Source organism: Lentisalinibacter salinarum, from assembly GCF_040706555.1.
GTDB classification, from domain to species: Bacteria; Pseudomonadota; Gammaproteobacteria; order Steroidobacterales; family Woeseiaceae; genus Lentisalinibacter; species Lentisalinibacter salinarum.
This window is the reverse complement of record NZ_JAPDRH010000003.1, coordinates 400,206-415,624: the sequence shown is the minus strand read 5'-3', so window position 1 is coordinate 415,624 and position 15,419 is coordinate 400,206. Positions and strand designations below refer to the sequence as shown.

General features: G+C 68.1%; 16 protein-coding genes. 11 read left to right on the top strand and 5 right to left on the bottom strand.

What is annotated here, in order from left to right; genetic code table 11:
• Nucleotides 1-48 precede the first annotated feature (48 nt).
• The 9 genes from rpsP to sppA all read left to right on the top strand — a co-directional run bounded on the left by rpsP (nucleotide 49) and on the right by sppA (nucleotide 7,760).
• Nucleotides 49-306, top strand: coding sequence for a 30S ribosomal protein S16 (gene rpsP / locus ACJMKZ_RS12475; protein ID WP_405222306.1), 258 nt, complete (start codon nucleotides 49-51; stop codon nucleotides 304-306).
• Between the two features lie 23 nt (nucleotides 307-329).
• On the top strand, nucleotides 330-857 hold the full coding sequence (gene rimM / locus ACJMKZ_RS12470) for a ribosome maturation factor RimM (protein ID WP_405233534.1): 528 nt from the start codon (nucleotides 330-332) through the stop codon (nucleotides 855-857).
• 4 nt (nucleotides 858-861) lie between these two features.
• The gene (gene trmD, locus ACJMKZ_RS12465; protein ID WP_405233533.1) at nucleotides 862-1,620 is read left to right on the top strand and encodes a tRNA (guanosine(37)-N1)-methyltransferase TrmD; all 759 of its coding nucleotides are present in this window, start codon (nucleotides 862-864) and stop codon (nucleotides 1,618-1,620) included.
• Nucleotides 1,621-1,657: 37 nt separating this feature from the next.
• Complete coding sequence (rplS, locus tag ACJMKZ_RS12460) at nucleotides 1,658-2,002, top strand: 50S ribosomal protein L19 (protein ID WP_405233532.1); 345 nt, start codon at nucleotides 1,658-1,660, stop codon at nucleotides 2,000-2,002.
• Nucleotides 2,003-2,071: 69 nt separating this feature from the next.
• The gene (locus ACJMKZ_RS12455; protein WP_405233531.1) at nucleotides 2,072-2,947 is read left to right on the top strand and encodes a TRAP transporter TatT component family protein; all 876 of its coding nucleotides are present in this window, start codon (nucleotides 2,072-2,074) and stop codon (nucleotides 2,945-2,947) included.
• Between the two features lie 43 nt (nucleotides 2,948-2,990).
• Nucleotides 2,991-4,025 carry a TRAP transporter substrate-binding protein gene (locus ACJMKZ_RS12450; protein ID WP_405233530.1) on the top strand — a complete coding sequence of 345 codons (1,035 nt, stop codon included), beginning with the start codon at nucleotides 2,991-2,993 and terminating at the stop codon, nucleotides 4,023-4,025.
• Entirely contained in the window at nucleotides 4,022-4,552 is a 531-nt protein-coding gene (locus ACJMKZ_RS12445; RefSeq protein WP_405233529.1) for a TRAP transporter small permease, read from the top strand. The genes ACJMKZ_RS12450 and ACJMKZ_RS12445 overlap by 4 nt, the downstream gene beginning before the upstream one ends.
• On the top strand, nucleotides 4,552-5,814 hold the full coding sequence (locus ACJMKZ_RS12440; RefSeq protein ID WP_405233528.1) for a TRAP transporter large permease: 1,263 nt from the start codon (nucleotides 4,552-4,554) through the stop codon (nucleotides 5,812-5,814). The genes ACJMKZ_RS12445 and ACJMKZ_RS12440 overlap by 1 nt, the downstream gene beginning before the upstream one ends.
• An 80-nt stretch (nucleotides 5,815-5,894) precedes the next feature.
• Nucleotides 5,895-7,760: a signal peptide peptidase SppA gene (gene sppA / locus ACJMKZ_RS12435; protein WP_405233527.1), complete on the top strand. Its 1,866-nt coding sequence runs from the start codon at nucleotides 5,895-5,897 to the stop codon at nucleotides 7,758-7,760.
• Between the two features lie 45 nt (nucleotides 7,761-7,805).
• Here sppA and tdh read toward each other — a convergent pair whose 3' ends face one another.
• Both tdh and kbl read right to left on the bottom strand, forming a co-directional pair.
• Nucleotides 7,806-8,834, bottom strand: a complete 1,029-nt coding sequence (tdh, locus tag ACJMKZ_RS12430) for an L-threonine 3-dehydrogenase (RefSeq protein WP_405233526.1) — start codon at nucleotides 8,832-8,834, stop codon at nucleotides 7,806-7,808.
• A gap of 13 nt (nucleotides 8,835-8,847) precedes the next feature.
• Nucleotides 8,848-10,047, bottom strand: coding sequence for a glycine C-acetyltransferase (kbl, locus tag ACJMKZ_RS12425; protein WP_405233525.1), 1,200 nt, complete (start codon nucleotides 10,045-10,047; stop codon nucleotides 8,848-8,850).
• Between the two features lie 93 nt (nucleotides 10,048-10,140).
• On the opposite strand from kbl, the gene ACJMKZ_RS12420 reads away from it, so the two are divergent.
• Together ACJMKZ_RS12420 and putA are read left to right on the top strand one after the other, a co-directional pair.
• The gene (locus ACJMKZ_RS12420; protein ID WP_405233524.1) at nucleotides 10,141-10,527 is read left to right on the top strand and encodes an RNA-binding S4 domain-containing protein; all 387 of its coding nucleotides are present in this window, start codon (nucleotides 10,141-10,143) and stop codon (nucleotides 10,525-10,527) included.
• Between the two features lie 49 nt (nucleotides 10,528-10,576).
• Complete coding sequence (gene putA, locus ACJMKZ_RS12415; protein WP_405233523.1) at nucleotides 10,577-13,750, top strand: bifunctional proline dehydrogenase/L-glutamate gamma-semialdehyde dehydrogenase PutA; 3,174 nt, start codon at nucleotides 10,577-10,579, stop codon at nucleotides 13,748-13,750.
• A gap of 111 nt (nucleotides 13,751-13,861) precedes the next feature.
• Here the strand turns inward: putA and ACJMKZ_RS12410 are convergent, their stop codons facing one another.
• The 3 genes from ACJMKZ_RS12410 to sufU are packed head-to-tail and all read right to left on the bottom strand — an operon-like array spanning nucleotide 13,862 to nucleotide 15,419.
• Nucleotides 13,862-14,413 (bottom strand): SixA phosphatase family protein, encoded by a 552-nt coding sequence (locus ACJMKZ_RS12410; RefSeq protein ID WP_405233522.1) that lies wholly within the window; start codon nucleotides 14,411-14,413, stop codon nucleotides 13,862-13,864.
• Nucleotides 14,410-14,961 (bottom strand): putative Fe-S cluster assembly protein SufT, encoded by a 552-nt coding sequence (sufT, locus tag ACJMKZ_RS12405; RefSeq protein ID WP_405234161.1) that lies wholly within the window; start codon nucleotides 14,959-14,961, stop codon nucleotides 14,410-14,412. The genes ACJMKZ_RS12410 and sufT overlap by 4 nt, the downstream gene beginning before the upstream one ends.
• The gene (gene sufU, locus ACJMKZ_RS12400) at nucleotides 14,961-15,419 is read right to left on the bottom strand and encodes a Fe-S cluster assembly sulfur transfer protein SufU (RefSeq protein WP_405233521.1); all 459 of its coding nucleotides are present in this window, start codon (nucleotides 15,417-15,419) and stop codon (nucleotides 14,961-14,963) included. The genes sufT and sufU overlap by 1 nt, the downstream gene beginning before the upstream one ends.

Here is a 15,419-nt window from a genome sequence, read left to right as displayed (position 1 = left end):
TTTCAGAATACGGTTTCAGATTCGAGAATGGGCGAGGTCCATTAATACATGGTCAGCATCCGGTTAACCAGGGGAGGGGCGAAGAAGAAGCCCTTCTACCACGTCATCGTGACAGACAGCCGCAACCGGCGGGACGGCCGCTACATCGAGCGGCTCGGCTTCTTCAACCCGCAGGCGAAAGAGGACGAAGAGTCCCTGCGCCTCGACGTGGCCCGTGTCGAGCACTGGATCGGTCAGGGCGCCCGGCCGTCGGAGCGGGTGGCTTCGCTGCTGAAGCAGGCCCGCAAGACCGCCGCCAGCGCCTGAGCGGCATCCCGCCCGCCGGGGCCGTGGAAGAACGCGATCCGGCGGTGACCGGCGATCTGGTCACCCTGGGCCGGATCAGCGGCGTCCACGGCATACGGGGATGGGTGAAGGTGTTTTCCTACACCGACCCTAGGGAGAATGTGCTCTCCTACCCGGAATGGTGGCTGATCAGGGGCCGGGAGCGGCGCCGGGTGCGGGTACGGGACGGCCGCGCGGGCGGCCGGACGATCACCGCCGCGCTGGAGTCCGTCGAGGACCGCGAGGCGGCGGAGGAATGGGTCGGGGCCGAGATCGCCGTCGAGCGGTCGAGTCTGCCGGACCCCGGAGAGGGAGAATATTACTGGGCCGATCTGATCGGCCTGGAAGTGCGCGACAGCCGCGGCGAGCGGCTCGGCCGGGTCGGCAACATGCTGGAGACCGGCGCGCACGACGTGATGGTGGTCGATCGCGGCGAGGGAGAGGATTTGCTGATCCCTTTCGTGATCGACCGGACGGTGAAGGCGGTGCGCCTGGACGAAGGCTGCATCGTCGTCGACTGGGAGTGGAGCTGACCCCGTGCACATCGAAGTGGTCAGCCTGTTCCCTGACGAGGTTCTGACCGTCGGTCGCTTCGGCGTCGTCGGTCGGGCCGTCGACAGCGGGCTGGTATCGCTGGGCGCGGTGAATCCGCGGGATTTCACCGAGGACGTGCACCGCACGGTGGACGACAGGCCCTACGGTGGCGGCCCGGGCATGGTGATGAAGTTCGGCCCGCTCGCGGCCGCGATCGACGCGGCCCGCGCACGGACCGGAGACGGGGCCCGGGTGGTGTACCTGAGTCCCCAGGGCAGGCGCTTCGACCAGGGCCTGGCGCGGCAGTATTCAGCGCTTCCGGCCCTGGTGCTGCTGGCCGGACGCTACGAGGGTGTCGACGAGCGGCTGATCGAGGTCGGCGTCGACGAGGAGGTCTCGGTCGGGGACTTCGTCCTCAGCGGCGGCGAGATCGCGGCCATGGCCGTCATCGACGCCACGGTGCGGCTGCTGCCGGGGACGCTGGGCGATGCGGAGTCTGCGGTGCAGGAGTCGTTCGAGACGGGACTGCTCGACTGCCCGCATTACACCCGTCCGGAGGTGGTGGCCGGCCGACCGGTGCCGGCGGTGCTCACCTCGGGCGACCACCGGGCCATCGCCCGCTGGCGACTGAAGCAGTCGCTGGGCCGGACCTGGGCGCGGCGGCCGGATCTGCTGCGCGACAGGCAGCTGACGGACGAGGAGCGCGAGCTGCTCGAGGAATACAAGGCCGAGGCAGGGGATGCCGCGGCCGGAATAGGGTAAGACGTTCAACATTCGACTGAGACAGCAGGAACAAGCCATGAGCAAGGTCATCGACGCTTTGGAACAGGAACAGATGCAGCGCGACATACCCGAGTTCGCCCCGGGCGACACGGTAGCCGTGCAGGTGCGCGTCAAGGAAGGCGACCGGGAGCGTCTCCAGTCCTACGAGGGCGTGGTGATCGCCAAGCGCAACCGTGGCCTGAACTCGTCCTTCACGGTGCGAAAGATGTCTCATGGCGAGGGCGTCGAGCGCGTCTTCCAGACCTACAGCCCCTCCATCGGCGACATCATCGTCAAGCGCAAGGGCGACGTGCGCCGCGCCAAGCTGTACTACCTGCGCGGACGCACGGGCAAGGCGGCCAGAATCCGCGAGAAGATCTGACGGCGATGCCGTGACCCGTGACCCCGATTGCCGGAGGAACGAAGCCTGCCGGCCGGGGTCACAGCTGACATGACGGAACGCTCCTGCAACAAGACCCGCGCGGGCCTCGTCGCCCTCCTGGTGGCGGCCCTGGGCTCGACCGGCTGTGCCTCGCTGGTCTCCTCTGCCGCGTCCGGGTTCGCCGACAATCTGAGTTCGGCCGTGCTGAACCAGACGGATCCGGAGACGGTGCGGGACGGAGCACCGGCCTATCTGCTGCTGCTGGACAGCCTGGTGGAGGGCAACCCGGATGATCCAGCCGTGCTGCAGGCCGCCGCCGAGCTCTATGCCTCCTACGGCGCGGTGTTCGCCGACGACCCGGAGCGTGCCCGGCGCCTCACCGACCGCGCCCGCACCTACGGCGAGCGCTCCCTGTGCATCGAATACCGGCCTGCCTGCACCTGGGAAGAGCAGGATTACGACGCCTTCGAGGAGACCCTGGCCGGCCTGAGGCCGGGCGACGCCGACGCGCTCTACAGCTATGCGCTTGCGTCACTGGCCTACATCCGCGCGCACAGCGACGACTGGAGCTCGCTGGCGGAGCTGCCCCGGATGGAGGCGGTACTGGAGCGCCTGCTCGAGCTGGACGCCGGCGAGTACGACGCACAGCTCTATACGTATCTCGGCATCCTCGCGACGCTCCGTCCGCCGTCTCTCGGCGGCGAACCGGAGCTGGCGCGAAACTATTTCGAGCGCGCCATCGAACTCACCGGGGGCAGGGATCTGTCCGTGAAGGTGGAGTACGCCCGGGGCTACGCGCGCCTGCTCTACGAGCGGGACCTGCACGATCGCCTTCTGAACGAGGTGCTCGAGGCCGATCCCGTGGTGCCCGGTTACACCCTCACGAATACGCTGGCCCAGCGCGACGCCGAGGTGCTGCTCCAGAGCGCCGACGCGTATTTCTGAGCCCGGACTCCGAGCGAAGAGCTACTCACAGGGAATGCAAGCCATGAACGCCAGAATCGTCGTCCTCATCGCCCTCATCGCGCTGCTGCTGGTTGCCGCCCCGGCCTCCGCCGTCGATCTGAAGATCGCCACCATCGCCCCCGAGGGTTCGACCTGGATGAAGGACATGCGGGCGGCGTCCGCAGAGATCGCCGAGCGCACCGACGGCCGGGTGAACATCAAGCTCTATGGTGGCGGCGTCATGGGCGACGACAAGAAGGTGCTGCGCAAGATCCGCATCGGCCAGCTGCACGGCGGAGTTTTCACCGCCAACAGCATGGAGCAGTACTATCCGGACCTGAACATCTACGGCCTGCCGCTGCTGTTCGAGAACGATGCCGAGGTGCAGTACGTGCGCGAGCGCGTCGACCCGAAGCTCGAGGCCGGGCTCGAGGAGGCCGGCTTCGTGAGCTTCGGTTTCGCGGGAGGCGGCTTCGCCCGTTTCCTCTCCAACACGCCGGTACGCTCGGTGGACGACCTGAAGGGCAAGAAGGTCTGGGTGCCGGAGGGCGACCAGATCAGCTACCGGGCAATGGAGGCGCTGGACCTCTCGCCGGTCACCCTGCCGGTGACCGACGTGCTGACCGGCCTGCAGACCGGCCTGATCGACATCGTCGCCTCGCCGCCCGTGGCGGTGCTGGTGCTGCAGTGGCACACCAAGGTGGACTACCTGACCGAGCTGCCGCTGCTCTACACGCTCGGCTATCTCGCCATCGACAAGCGCGCGTTCTCGCGCCTCTCCGAGGCCGATCAGGCGGTCGTCGACGAAGTCATGAACCGCGTCTACGAGAACTTCGACCGCATCAATCAGGCCGACAACGAACAGGCGCTGGCGGCGCTGGGCAACACCGGCGTGGACTTCGTGGAGCCGGTGGACGGCGCCATCGACCGCTGGCGTGAGCCGGTCATGGCCGCGAACCGGAGCCTGGCGGAAGAGGGTTACCTTTCGCCGGAGCTGCTGGATGAGGTGCAGGCGCTGCTGGCGGAGTACCGGACCCGGGCCGCTGCGGCGGCGCAGGCGGACGGCGACAGCCCGTGACCGAGGCGCCCGGGCGTCTCGGCGGGCGCCTGAGCGAGCGCCTGGAGCGTGCAGGCCGGCTGCTGGAGGACATGGTCCTCATCGTGCTGCTGTCGGCCATGATCCTGCTGGCCACCACCCAGATCATCATCCGCAATGCCTTCGACTTCAGCTTCATCTGGGCCGATGAGGTGCTGAAGCTGATGGTGCTCTGGGTGGCCCTGTTCGGTGCGGTCGCGGCCAGCCGGGCGGACAAGCACATCAGCATCGACGTCGTGTCACGGTTCCTCTCGCCCGGGCTGCGCCTGATCTCCGAACTGGTGGTCAATGCCTTCACCGCGGCGGTCTGCGCCCTGCTGGCCTGGCATTCCGGCCGTTTCGTCTACACGGCATGGGAGTTCGGCGACCAGCTGGTCGGCGGGCTGCCGGCCTGGTGGTTCCAGATCGTCATGCCGATCGCCTTCGGGCTGATGGCCTGGCGCTATCTGCTGTTCACCGGCTCGAGCGCCGTGCGTCTCGGCAACCGCCTGCGTTACCGGGAGCCGTGATGATCCTGTTCGGTATCGTACTGCTCCTGCTGGCGCTGCTCGGCGCGCCCCTGTTCGCGGTCATCGCCGCGAGCGCCATGTGGGGCTATTACCAGGCGGATATCGATCTCTCGGCCGTGGCCATCGAGTTCTTCAGCGTCGGCACGATGCCGTTCCTGCTGGCGATACCGTTGTTCACGTTCGCGGGTTTCGTGCTGAGCGAGAGCGGCGCGCCACGCCGGCTGGTGCGCATCACGCGCGCCCTGCTGGGCTGGATGCCCGGCGGGCTCGCCATCGTCTCTCTGGCGGCCTGCGCGTTCTTCACGGCATTCACGGGCGCCTCGGGCGTCACCATCATCGCGCTGGGCGCCATCCTGTATCCAGCGCTGACTCAGGCCGGCTATCCGGAGCGCTTCAACCTGGGCCTGGTCACCAGCGCCGGCAGCCTGGGCCTGCTGTTCGCGCCGTCGCTGCCGCTGATCCTGTACGGCGTCGTCGCCCAGCAGTCGATCGACGAGCTGTTCCGGGCCGGCGTGCTGCCCGGCCTGCTGATGCTGATCATGCTCTCGGGCTGGAGCCTGTGGGTGAACCGCCGTCAGCGACAGCCGCTGTCGGAGTTCTCGTGGCGGGAGGTGGCAGGTGCCGTTCGCGAGTCCGCCTGGGAGATACCGCTGCCGGTCGTGGTGCTCGGCGGCATCTACTCCGGACTCATCGGCGTCTCGGAGGCGGCCGCGGTCACGGCGCTCTACGTGGTATTCGTCGAGGTCTTCATGCTGCGGGAGATCCCGCTGCGCGAGCTGCCCCGGATCATGCGCGAGTCCATGCTGCTGGTGGGCGGTATCCTGGTCATCCTCGGCGTCTCGCTGGCCTCGACCAACATCATGATCGATGCCGGCGTGCCCCAGAAGCTGCTCGCGGTCGTCGAGCAGTTCGTGAGCGGGCCGCTCACCTTCCTGCTGCTCCTGCTCGTGTTCCTGCTGATCCTGGGTGCCATACTGGATATCTTCTCCGCGCTGGTGCTGGTGGTTCCCCTGATTCTGCCTGTCGCCGCGCAGTACGACATCCACCCGATCCATCTCGGTATCATCTTCCTGGCCGCGATGCAGCTGGGCTATCTGACGCCACCGGTAGGCCTCAATCTGTTCATCGCCAGTTACCGCTTCGAGGAGCCTATCGTCCGCGTCTATCTGGCGACGCTGCCGTTTCTGTTGATTCTGCTGATCTCGGTCATCATCATCACCTACGTGCCGGCGCTGTCCCTGTGGCTGCTGCCGGGCGTCTGAGCGCGGCCTGCCGGCGGCGCCGGCGCCATTGACCGGATTCGATACTACGGCGCAGGCGCGCCGGACGAGGAGTGAAAAGCATGGCCCTGGGAAAAGCCCTGATGAGAGTCCTGCGTGCCCTGTGGCGCGGACTGGACGGCATCCGCAAGATCCTGCATCTGCTGGTGCTGCTGTTCCTGTTCGCGCTCGTGGTCGCGGCCCTGTCGCCGCCGGTGGCCGAGCTGCCGCGCAAGGCGGCGCTGGTGATCGCGCCGGAGGGCTACCTGGTGGAGGAGTTCGAGGGCAACCCGGTCGACCGCGCCCTTGCCGAGGCCATGGGCGATGGCGTCGGCCAGACCCGGCTCCGTGACGTACAGGAAGCCCTGGCGTGGGCCGCGGAGGACGACCGCATACCGGCGGTGGTGCTCGAGCTGGACGCGTTCCTGGGCGGCGGGCTGACCAAGCTGCAGGCGGTCGCGAACGCCATCGAGACGTTCAAGGCTTCCGGCAAGCCCGTGATCGCCATGGGCAACGCCTACACCCAGGCGGGCTACTACATCGCCGCCCACGCCGACGAGGTGTGGCTGCAGGATCAGGGCGTGGTGTTCCTGCAGGGCTACGGTATCTACCGCAACTACTTCCGCGATGCCATCGAAAAGCTCGGCATCGACTGGAACGTCTTCACCGCAGGCACCTACAAGTCTTTTGCCGAGCCCTTTACCCGCAACGACATGTCGGAGGCCGCGAAGACGGCCAACCGGGATCTGCTCGACCAGCTGTGGCAGGCCTGGCTCGGCGGCGTGTCCGCCGCCCGGGGCCTCGACGCCGCCCGGCTGCAGGCCGGCATCGACAACCTGCCCGAGGAGCTGGAGGCGAGCAACGGACGTTTCTCGGACATGGCCGTCCGGCTCGGCCTGGCCGACCGGGTAACCACCCGAGCCGAGTTCCGCGAGCACATGATCGGCATCGCCGGCGCCAACGGCGGACAGGAACGCAGTTACCGCTCCATCGGCATGGATGCCTATCTGGACGGCCAGCGGCTGCTGCGCGGTGACGAGACGGGTGCGAGCAACGTGGCGGTGGTTGTCGCGGCCGGCCCGGTGGTGGAAGGCGATGCGCCGGCCGGCAACATCGGCGGCGAGTCCACCAGCAACCTGATCCGCAGGGCCATAGAGGATGAGTCGGTGAAGGCGCTGGTGCTGCGCGTCGACAGCGGCGGCGGCAGCACGTTCGCTTCCGAGCTTATCTTCGACGAAATCCAGGCCTTCAAGGCCACGGAGCGGCCGGTGATCGTCTCCATGAGCAGTGTGGCTGCCTCGGCCGGCTACTGGATATCGACCGCGGGCGACGAGATTCTGGCGCACCCCACGACCATCACGGGCTCCATCGGCGTCGTGGGCATGTTCCCCACATTCCAGCGCACGCTGGAGAAGGTGGGCATCAATACGGACGGAGTGGGTACGACGGCGCTGGCCGGCGCGCTGCGCCCGGACCGTGCCTTGGACGAGACGCTCCGGCGCACGATCGAAATCACGGTGGATACGACCTATCGGGACTTCGTCGACGGTGTCGCCGAGCAGCGCGGCCTGGAACGCGAGACGGTCGGCGATATCGCCGAGGGACGGGTCTGGACCGGCCAGGACGCGCTGGAGTTCGGGCTGATCGACCGTTTCGGCGACCTGGACGATGCCATCGATGCGGCGGCGGAGCGTGCCGGCCTGGCGGAGGGCGAGTACGGTGTGAAATACGTGGAGCGGCCGCTGACGCCGGGTCAGGAGTTCCTGCTGCAGCTGCTGAACTCGCGCATCGGTCCGACGGTGGCGGGGGTGGCCGCGACCGGCTTCGCCGGTCGCGGCTCGCCGCTGGCGCCGCTGGTGACCGCGGTGGAGGACGCGTGGCGCGGCATCGCCCGGTTCAACGACCGCCGCGGGACGTACGCGGACTGCTTCTGCGACATCCTGCGCTAGTCCGGGAACGGCCCCGCCTGCTGAGGCAGCCGGCGGGGCCGGGCCTCAGGCGTGCCAGTCCAGCACGACCTTGCCGGACTGGCCGGACGACATCGTCTCGAAGGCCTCGCCGTAGTCGGCGAGGGGGAAGTGATGCGTGATGATTGGCCTCACGTCGAGTCCGCTCTGCAGCATGCTCGACATCTTGTACCAGGTCTCGAACATCTCGCGGCCGTAGATGCCCTTCACCATCAGGCCCTTGAAGATGATCTGGTTCCAGTCGATGGCGGTGTCCTCGGGCGGAATGCCCAGCAGCGCCACGCGGCCGCCGTGGTGCATGACGCGCAGCAACTCCCGTAGCGCCGAAGGCTGCCCGGACATCTCCATGCCGACGTCGAAGCCCTCGGTCATGCCCAGCGCCTGCATGGCGTCGTCGATGGAATCCCGCGTGACGTTCAGCGTCATGGAGGCGCCCATCTGCCGCGCCAGGTCGAGCCGATAGTCGTTCACGTCGGTGATTACCACGTGGCGGGCGCCCGCATAGCGGCAGATGGCTACCGCCATGATGCCTATCGGGCCCGCGCCGGTGATGATGACGTCCTCGCCCACGAGGTCGAAGGAGAGGGCGGTGTGGGTGGCGTTGCCCAGCGGGTCGAGGATGGCCGCCATGTCGTCCGTGATGGCCTCGGGCAGCTTGAAGACGTTGAAGGCGGGTACCGAGATGTACTCGGCGAAGGCGCCGGGGCGGTTCACGCCCACCCCCACGGTGTTGATGCACAGGTGACGCCGGCCGGCACGGCAGTTGCGGCACACGCCGCAGGTGATGTGGCCTTCGGCGGAGACCCGGTCGCCCGGTTCCAGGCCGCGCACCTCGCTGCCCACCTCGACGATGCGGCCGCAGAATTCGTGTCCTACGGCCATGGGCACCGGGATGGTTTTCTTCGCCCAGTCGTCCCATTGGTAGATGTGGATATCCGTGCCGCAGATCGCGGTCCTGGATACCTCGATCAGGACGTCGTTGTGGCCGACCTCGGGCTCCGGGATGTCTTCGAGCCAGATGCCGGGTTCGGCCAGTTTCTTCACCAGTGCTTTCATGAGGCCTCCGCTGTCAGCTGATGACGCCGAGTTCCCGGCCCACGGCCGCGAACGCGTCGATGGCCCGGTCGAGGTGTTCCCGGTCGTGTCCGGCGGACATCTGCGTGCGGATGCGCGCCTTGCCGTGGGGCACCACCGGATAGGAGAAGCCGATCACGTAGATACCGTGCTCCAGCAACCGGTCGGCCATCTGCCCGGCCAGGCGCGCGTCGCCCAGCATCACGGGGATGATGGGGTGCTCGCCCGGCAGCAGGTCGAAGCCGAGCGCCTCCATGCGGCTGCGGAAATACTCCGCGTTCGCGGCGAGCTTCTCGCGCAGCCCGCTGTCGGACTCGAGCAGATTCACCACCTCGATGGAGGCGGCCGCGATGACCGGCGCCAGGGTGTTCGAGAAGAGATAGGGGCGTGAGCGCTGCCGCAGCCAGGCCACGATCTCCCTGCGCCCGGCCGTGAAGCCGCCGGAGGCGCCGCCCAGGGCCTTGCCCAGCGTGCTGGTGATGATGTCCACCCGGCCCATCACGTCGCGGTACTCGTGGGTGCCGCGGCCCTCGCGGCCGAGGAAACCGGTGGCGTGGCAGTCGTCGATCATCACCAGCGCCTGGTATTGATCGGCGAGATCGCAGATGCGCTGCAGATCCGCGATGGTGCCGTCCATGGAGAACACGCCGTCGGTGGCGATCAGGCGCACGCGCGCGTCCTTCGCGGCTCGCAGCTGCTCCTCCAGGTCCGCCATGTCGTCGTGCCGGTAACGGTAGCGCTGCGCCTTGCACAGACGGACGCCGTCGATGATGCTGGCGTGATTCAGCTCGTCGCTGATGACGGCGTCCTCCGGCCCCAGCAGGGTCTCGAACAGGCCGCCGTTGGCGTCGAAACAGGACGGGTAGAGGATCGTGTCCTCGGTACCCAGGAAATCGCTGATACGGCCCTCCAGCTCCTTGTGCACCGTCTGGGTCCCGCAGATGAAGCGCACCGACGCCATGCCGTAGCCGTGCTCGTCGATGGCGCGGCGGGCCGCGGCGACGATCTGCGGATGGTTCGCCAGCCCCAGGTAGTTGTTGGCGCAGAAATTGATGACGTGGCGCGTGTCGCCGTCCTCGCGCACGTCGATCTCGGCCTGCTGGGGCCCGGCGATGACCCGTTCCTCCTTGTACAGGCCCTTTTCCTTCAGCTCCTCGGTCGCTTCGGACAGCGATGCCAGAAACGCTTCTTTCACGGCCATACTCCTTGCTTGCGCTGACCCGGAGTATATCAGCCGTGGTCAGTACGGCCTCTGGAGTATGGGCCGGCGAGGCGCGACAATGCGGGCATGGGCGAGGACGCATTGCGCATCGACAAATGGCTCTGGCATACCCGGTTCTTCAAGACCCGGGGGCTCGCCGCGAAAGCCGTCGCGGGCGGGCACGTGCACGTCAACGGGGAGCGGGTGAAGGCATCCCGCATGGTCCGTGTCGGCGATCGGCTGGAGATCACCCGGGACCGGCTGACCTGGCGGCTCACTGTGCTGACGCTGCCCCCGCGCCGGGGTCCCGCCCGGGAAGCCGAGGCCTGCTACCATGAGGAAGAGGGGAGCCGGCGGGAGCGCGAAGCGCTGATCGAGACGCTGCGCCAGGACCGTCGCGCCATGCCGCGCACGGACGGCCGGCCGGACAAGCACACGCGGCGCGAACTGCGCCGACTGAATCGCAAGGCCTGAACCGGCCGCTCGCCGGGACGAAGGCCGCGCACGATCGAAGGGCTCTATCTTGAACAGGGAAACCGCAACGGGCGCCGGCCGGCGTCTTCCGGATCAGTCGGCCGCGGCGCCGCCGCTGGACCGGGCCATCAACGAGCGTTACCTCACCGACGAGTCGAAGGTGGTGGCCGAGCTGCTCGAGCGTGCCGACGCCGGACAGGCGCTGCGCGAGCGGGTGCGCGAGACGGCGGTCGAGCTCGTCGCCCGGGTGCGGAAGACGGAGCGCAGTCACGGCGGGCTGGACGCATTCCTGCACAAGTACGACCTGTCGTCCCAGGAAGGCGTCGTGCTGATGTGCATCGCCGAGGCGTTGTTGCGCATCCCCGATGCGGATACGGCCGACCGGCTCATCGCCGACAAGCTGACGTCGGGCCGCTGGGAGGAGCACCTCGGCAGCAGCGAGTCGTTGTTCGTCAACGCTTCCACCTGGGGGCTGATGCTGACCGGCCGGCTCATGCGGCTCGACGAGGCCACCATCCGCAACCCGGCGAAGTTCCTCGGCAAGCTGACCGGCAAGGCCGGCGAGCCCGTGGTGCGTCAGGCGATGCGCCAGGCCATGAAGATCATGGGTCATCAGTTCGTCATGGGCCGGGATATCGGCGAGGCACTGGAGCGGGCCGGCGAGCGCGGCAACCGGCGCTACCGCTATTCCTACGACATGCTCGGCGAGGCGGCGCTCACGGCGGAGGACGCCGAGCGCTACTTCCGGGCCTACGCAGGCGCCATCGAGGCGATCGGCGGCGCGGCCGGCGACGATGTCATCGCGGCTCCGGGCGTCTCGGTGAAACTCTCCGCCCTGCATCCGCGCTACGAGTTCACGCATCGGGCCCGGCTGCTGCACGAACTGGTCCCGCGTCTGGCCCGGCTGACGGAGATGGCCCGCGACGCGGGGATACCGTTGACGGTGGATGCGGAGGAGGCGGACCGGCTGGAGATCTCGCTGGAGGTGTTCGAGGCGGTCGCCGGGAGTACCTCCGCGGCAGGCTATGGCGGCCTGGGTCTCGCCGTGCAGGCGTACCAGAAGCGGGCGCTGCCGGTGATCCGCTGGCTGGCGGAGCTGGCCGGACGCACCGGCCGGCGCATCCCGGTGCGCCTGGTGAAAGGGGCGTACTGGGACACGGAGATAAAGCGCGCCCAGGAGCAGGGGCTCGCGGGCTATCCCGTGTTTACGCGCAAGGCCAACACCGACGTCTCGTTTCTCGCCTGCGCGCGCGAGCTGCTGGATGCCGGCGAGCGGCTCTATCCCCAGTTCGCCACCCACAACGCGCATACGCTGGCGAGCATCCTGCACCTGGCGGGGCAGCGGCGGGACTACGAGTTCCAGAGGCTGCACGGCATGGGCGAGGAGCTGTACGAACAGGTCGTCGACCCGGAGCGCTACGACCGGCCCTGCCGCGTGTACGCGCCGGTGGGCAGCCACGAGGACCTGCTGCCGTACCTGGTGCGCCGCCTGCTCGAGAACGGCGCCAATACCTCCTTCGTCAACCGCATCGTGGACGAGGAAGCGCCGATGGAGGAGATCGTGGCGGATCCGGTCGAGACGGTGCGGCGTCTGGAGTCTTATCCCCATCCGCGCATCCCGCTGCCGGCCGCCATCTACGGGGAGGAGCGGCGGAATTCCCGCGGGCTGAACCTCGCGGACCGGGCCTTGCTGGGCGACTGGCTGGAGCGGATGCAAAAGGCGCTGGATGGCAGTCACCACGCGCGCCCGCGGGTGGCCGGCCGGGCGCTGTCCGGACGGCCGGTGGAGTCGCGCAATCCGGCGCGTACGGGCGACGTGGTCGGCGTGGTGGAGTACGCGGACGGCGCCGCGGTGGACCGGGCTCTCGGGGCCGCGTCGGAGGCCTGGTACGACTGGAATGGGACCGATGCGGCAACGCGCGCGAACATACTGCGTCGTGCCGCGGATCTCTACGAGGAGGAGGCGCCTGCCCTGATGGCGCTGTGCGTGGCCGAAGCCGGCAAGAGCATCGGGGACTCGCTCGGAGAGGTCCGCGAGGCGGTGGACTTCCTGCGCTATTACGCGGCGCGTGCGCAGGCGCTGTTCGGGGCGCCGCTGCCGATGGCGGGGCCGACCGGCGAACGCAACGAACTCCGGCTGCACGGCAGGGGCGTATTCGTCTGCATCAGCCCGTGGAACTTCCCGCTGGCGATCTTCACCGGCCAGGTGGCGGCGGCGCTCGCCGCCGGCAATACGGTGCTCGCGAAGCCGGCAGAGCAGACCTCGCTGATCGCGGCCCGGGCGGTGGATATCCTGCACCGGGCCGGCGTGCCGGGCGAGGTATTGAACTTCCTGCCCGGCGAGGGCGGAGAGGTGGGCGCGGCGGCCGTGGCCGACCCGCGTGTGGCCGGGGTGGCCTTCACCGGTTCCACGGAGACGGCGCGACTGATCAATCGCGCGCTGGCCGAGCGGCCGGGGCCCATCGCGGCGTTCATCGCCGAGACCGGCGGGCAGAACGCGATGCTGGTCGACAGTTCGGCCTTGCCCGAGCAGGTGGTGAAGGACGCGGTGTATTCCGGGTACAACAGCGCCGGCCAGCGTTGTTCTGCGCTGCGCATCCTGTGCGTGCAGCGGGACATAGCGCCCCGGGTGATCGAGCTGCTGACCGGCCACATGGACGAGCTCAGCGTGGGTGATCCGGGGCTGCTGAGCACCGACGTGGGCCCGGTCATCGATGCCGGAGCGCAGGAGATGCTCGAGCGCCACGTGGCCGAGCTCGGGGCGAGGTCGTCTCTGGTGCACCGTACGCGGCTCGGCGAGGGCACGGGCGGCGGCACGTTCGTGGCGCCGACGGCCATCGAGATCGAGAGTATCGACCAGCTGGGCCGCGAGGTCTTCGGGCCCGTGGTGCATATCTACCGCTATCGCGCGCGGGACCTGCGCAAGACCGTCGAGGCGATCAACGCCACGGGTTACGGCCTGACCATGGGCGTGCACAGCCGCATCGACCGGCGAGCGCGGGACATCGCCGCCTGGGCGCGGGTGGGGAATGTGTACGTGAACAGAAACATGATCGGTGCCGTCGTGGGCGCTCAGCCCTTCGGCGGTCAGGGCTTGTCGGGAACCGGCCCGAAGGCCGGCGGACCGCATTACCTGCTGCGCTTCGCCACCGAACGCAGCCTCAGCAACAACACCGCGGCGGTAGGCGGCAACGCAACCCTGCTTTCCCTCGCTGCGGATTAGGTGCCGGACCGAACTTTCGCAACTTATTTCAGTTATCGGGAGCGCAGCGAAACCTCGCGAACGAGCCCGCTCCGAATAAGTTCAGAAAGTTGGAAAAGTTCGGTCCGGCACCTAATCGGTGCGGTCGTGGATTCTTTTGGGGTAGTCGTAGGCGACCAGGCTGAGCTCTGCGGTGAAGAACTCCCGCCAGTCCTTCGCCTCGGCGCCCAGGGTGACGAAGCCGGCCGTGACCAGGTTATCGGTGAGGCCCGGCAGCAGCCTGTTCACGAGGTCGGTGAGCCCCGGGTTATGGGCGCAGATCAGAAGGTGATTGAAGCTGCCGTCCTGGCGGCCGATCACCTCAACCAGGGTGCCCGCGCTGGCCAGGTAAAGGTCGGCATCCCGCTGCAGGAATTCGCGCGGGTAGCCGATGACCCTCGCAACCGCTTTCGCAGTAGCCCATGCCCTTTTGGCGGGGCTGCTGACGATCAGCGAGGGACGGACGCCGGCCGCCTGCAGGCGACGCCCCATATCCGGCGCATCCCCGCGGCCCCGCCCGTTCAGCGGTCGGTCGAAGTCGGAGACGGAGTCGTCCTTCCAGCTCGACTTTGCGTGGCGCAACAGCGTCAGCGTCTTCTCCCGGTCCTCCGGCGGCTGGGAGGGATGGCCGCGCTGCTCGGTCACATCATGCCCGTCTGCAGCCGCGCCTCGTCGCTCATCATCGACTGATTCCACGGCGGATCGAACACCAGTTCCACCCGCACGTCGGCCACCGTCGGGATGACCGATACCTTCTCGCGCACGTCCTCGACCAGGATGTCGCCCATCCCGCAGCCGGGCGCCGTCAGCGTCATGTCGATGTCCACCCGGCGCTCGCCCTTGCCGAGGCTGCTGATCTGACAGCGGTAGATGAGCCCCAGATCCGCGATGTTCACCGGAATCTCCGGGTCGTAACAGGTCTTCAGCTGGGACCAGATCACGGCCTCCAGTTCCTCGTCAGTGGCATCCTCGGGCACCTCCGGCGGCGGCACCGGCTCCTTGCCCAGCGCATCGGCGTCGGCGCCGGCGATACGGAACAGGTTACCTTCCAGAAAGATCGTGAAACTGCCGCCGAGCGCCTGGGTGATGTGGGCCGTGGCGCCTTCGCGCAGCGTCACTTCTTCGCCCATGGGGATGATCACCGCCCGCACGTCGCGGGTGAGGGTAACCGGTTCGCTGTTGTGCCCGAACATCATGATTCAGTGCTCACCTTTCCTTCGTGTCTGGTCAGTGCCGCGCGCAGTGCATGCCAGGCCAGGCTCGCGCATTTTACCCGGGACGGGAAATCCCGCACCCCGGCCAGCGCCTCCAGCTTGCCCAGCGCCGCGCCCGCGTCCTCGCCCCGGAGCATCGCCTGGATACCGTCCGCGGCGTCCAGCGCCTCGGCCTCGGACTGACCGGCCACCGTCTCGGTCAGCAGCGATGCCGAAGCCATCGAAATGGCGCAGCCGCTGCCTTCGAACGCAGCGTCTCGCACCTCGCCGTCCTCGACGCGGACGTAGAGATGCAACTTGTCGCCGCACAGCGGATTCACCCCTTCCGCTTCGTGCGTGTAGTGCTCCGGCCGCCCGAAGTGACGCGGGCGCCGGGCATGGTCCAGGATCAGCTCCCGGTACAGCTCCCGCAGTTGCCCGGCCGAGGATTCCGCCAC